General features: G+C 54.8%; 3 protein-coding genes. All 3 read left to right on the forward strand.

Annotation, left to right across the window (positions count from 1 at the left end; translation table 11 throughout):
* The first annotated feature begins 93 nt into the window (after positions 1-93).
* Positions 94-1,650 (forward strand): IS21 family transposase, encoded by a 1,557-nt coding sequence (istA, locus tag OSO_RS0104920; protein WP_237729296.1) that lies wholly within the window; start codon positions 94-96, stop codon positions 1,648-1,650.
* Positions 1,651-1,663: 13 nt separating this feature from the next.
* On the forward strand, positions 1,664-2,419 hold the full coding sequence (gene istB, locus OSO_RS49660) for an IS21-like element helper ATPase IstB (RefSeq protein ID WP_202799921.1): 756 nt from the start codon (positions 1,664-1,666) through the stop codon (positions 2,417-2,419).
* An 84-nt stretch (positions 2,420-2,503) separates the two neighbouring features.
* Positions 2,504-2,852: hypothetical protein (locus OSO_RS51850; RefSeq protein ID WP_010582383.1), on the forward strand; the 349-nt coding region annotated here is incomplete at its 3' end.

The raw sequence follows: 2,852 nt of genomic DNA on the forward strand, positions 1-2,852 counted from the left end.
GTACCAGTTGAGACAAAGGGGCTTTTGTTTTGCAGTAGTGGTTTCTTTTCGTAGAAACCCACCACTGGAAAGACGATGGCTTATCAACTGAGTATGGACAAGTCCTTTTCGATTAAGGCTTTGCACGACAACGGACTCTCCGAGCGTGCAATCTGTGAGTCGCTGGGTGTATCTCGAGGCGCAGTTCGGCGTCATTTGGCCGAAAATTCGTCAAACGATACCAAAGCGCCCACCGGCAAAGCGCCCACCGGGTCGGAGGCTCCAAACAGTACCAAAGCGCCCACCGGGTCGGCTGAGCCTGAGAACAGTGCGGTGGTTCGAGTTTCCCGCAGTTGTTGCGAACGTTTTCGAGAGGTGATTCTCTCGAAGCTGGAACAGGGTCTGGACAGTCAACGGATTCATCAGGATCTCATCGACGAGCACGGCTTTGACGGGAAGTACTGGTCGGTCCGCCGATTTGTGAAGGCTCTTGGTGCGTCGTCGGCATTGCCGTTCCGGCGGATCGAGGTGGAACCCGGCTGGGAACTTCAAGTGGATTTCGGACAAGGCCGTCCGTGCCAGGATCACACGGGAGTCCATCGCAAGACGTATGTCTTTCGAGCGGTCCTGAGCCACTCGCGGAAGGGGTACACGGAAGCAGTGACTCGGTTAACAACCGAGAGCTTCATTCGCAGTCTGGAGAACGCCTTTCGGAGACTGGGAGGAGTTCCGAAGACAGTCGTCTTTGACAATGCCAAATGCGTCGTTCTGAAAGCGGACTGGTACGACCCCGAACTGCATCCGAAGATCGTCGAGTTCTGCAAGCACTACGGATTCTCGCTGCTGCCCACCCGGCCTGCGACACCTCGCCATAAAGGGAAGGTCGAGCGGGGCGTGGACTATGTTCAAGAAAACGCTTTGAAGGGAAGAACCTTTGAAAGTCTGGCACAGCAGAACGCCCACTTGGATCATTGGGAGAAAACGGTCGCCGACACGCGGATTCACGGCACCACGAAGAAGCATGTTGGAGTGGCCTTCGAGAACACCGAGAAGCCCTGTTTGAATCCGTTGCCGAAAGATCGCTTTCCATTTTACGAAGAGACGCAGCGTCGTGTTTCGCGTGATGGTCATATCGCCGTCGACCGCGCGTATTACTCGGTTCCCGCCGAATACCTGGGCCACGACGTCTGGGTTCGCTGGAACAGCCAGACGGTTCGCATCCTCAATCACCGCCTGGAAAGCATTGCCGTGCATTGCACACAAACGGCCGGCCGGTTCAGCACCTTGGGAGAACACATCCATCCTTCAAAGAGTCATATGATTGAGCGAGGGATCGAGTTTATCCTGCGAAAAGTGCGGTTTTTAGGGCCTCACGCCACACGCTGGGCGGAAGCGACGATCGAATCTCGCGGCATCCCAGCAGCGCGCGTCCTGCAAGGGCTGTTGAGCCTCAGTAAGAAATATGAGACCGAACAGATCGATCGTGCATGCGACACGGCTTGGCGCAGCCAGGCCTTCAACTATCGCGTGATCAAGCGGCTGCTGGAGAACCAAACCGCAGCCCGACAACAGACCATGGAGTTCATGGACGACCATCCGATCATTCGATCGGTGTCGGAGTACGGCGATTTTGTTCGAAATGCGATTCAAGGGGAACGAAGTAATGTCTGATGGTTTAACAAGCATGCTGAAGAAACTCCGGCTGTCGGGGTTGGGTGAATCCCTGGAGATCCGACTTCACGAAGCATCCAGTCGCGGACTGACGCATCGGGAGTTTTTAGAATTGGCACTGCAAGACGAACTCTTGGTTCGCGATGGCCGCCAGATCTCTCGCCGTATCGCGATGGCGTGCTTTCGCGACACGAAGCGGTTGGAGGACTTCGATTTCGGATTCAATTCTTCGATCAAGAAGAATCGGATCTTTGACCTGGCAACGTGCCATTTCATTCGGGACAAACGCGACGTTCTCTGGCTCGGACCACCAGGAACGGGGAAGAGTCATTTATGCCAATCGATCGGAGTCGCAGCGATCCGATCCGGCTTCACGGTGTACTACCGGTCGATCTTCGATACAGTCCGCGACTTCCTCCACGATGAGGCGATGGAAGGCCACGAGAAGATCCTTCAGCGATACCTCAAGCCGGATCTGCTGATCGTCGACGACATGGGGATGAAGCAGTTACCCAAGCGATCAGGTGAGTACCTGTTCGAGATCATCATGCGGCGACACGAGCTTCGCTCCACGATGATGACCAGCAACAGACCCTTGGACGATTGGGGCCAATTGATCGGCGACGTTCCCAGCGCAACTGCCATCTTGGATCGCTTCCTGCATCGAGCGGAAGTCGTGCAAATCACCGGCAAGAGTTATCGTTTAGAGAAATCGAAAAAAAGTTCAAACGATACCAAAGCGCCCACCGGGTCCAAAGCCGAAGAATAGAAGGGCAAACAGTACCATTAAAGACATCAACCGATAAATGGTACCGTTTGAAGTGCAAACGAGTGGTACTGTTTCAAGCGCCAATTGACAGTCCCCTTCGCCGGCGATGCCGCACAAGCGGTGGCGATGGTCCGCAAAGTGGTCTCGAAAGGTGCTGACTTTGCCGCGTCTGCCGGCAAATCGATCATGAGATTGTTCGGGAAGTCAGACGAAGCAGGAACCGCAGTAACGAAGGTTGTGAAGTGCATTGAGGAAGGCAAATGTTTCGTTGCAGGAACATTGGTTAGCGTTGCTGCGGCATCTCCTTCGTCACGAGAGGATCGTCAGAGTCTCGCTCGTCACGGAATCTTCGAAGCGACCACCGACAATCACCACGATCTTCAGACGGCGGTCGGTCTCACTGAAGCTCCTACAACACACCTGATTCCGATCG

Source organism: Schlesneria paludicola DSM 18645 (assembly GCF_000255655.1).
Lineage (GTDB): Bacteria > Planctomycetota > Planctomycetia > Planctomycetales > Planctomycetaceae > Schlesneria > Schlesneria paludicola.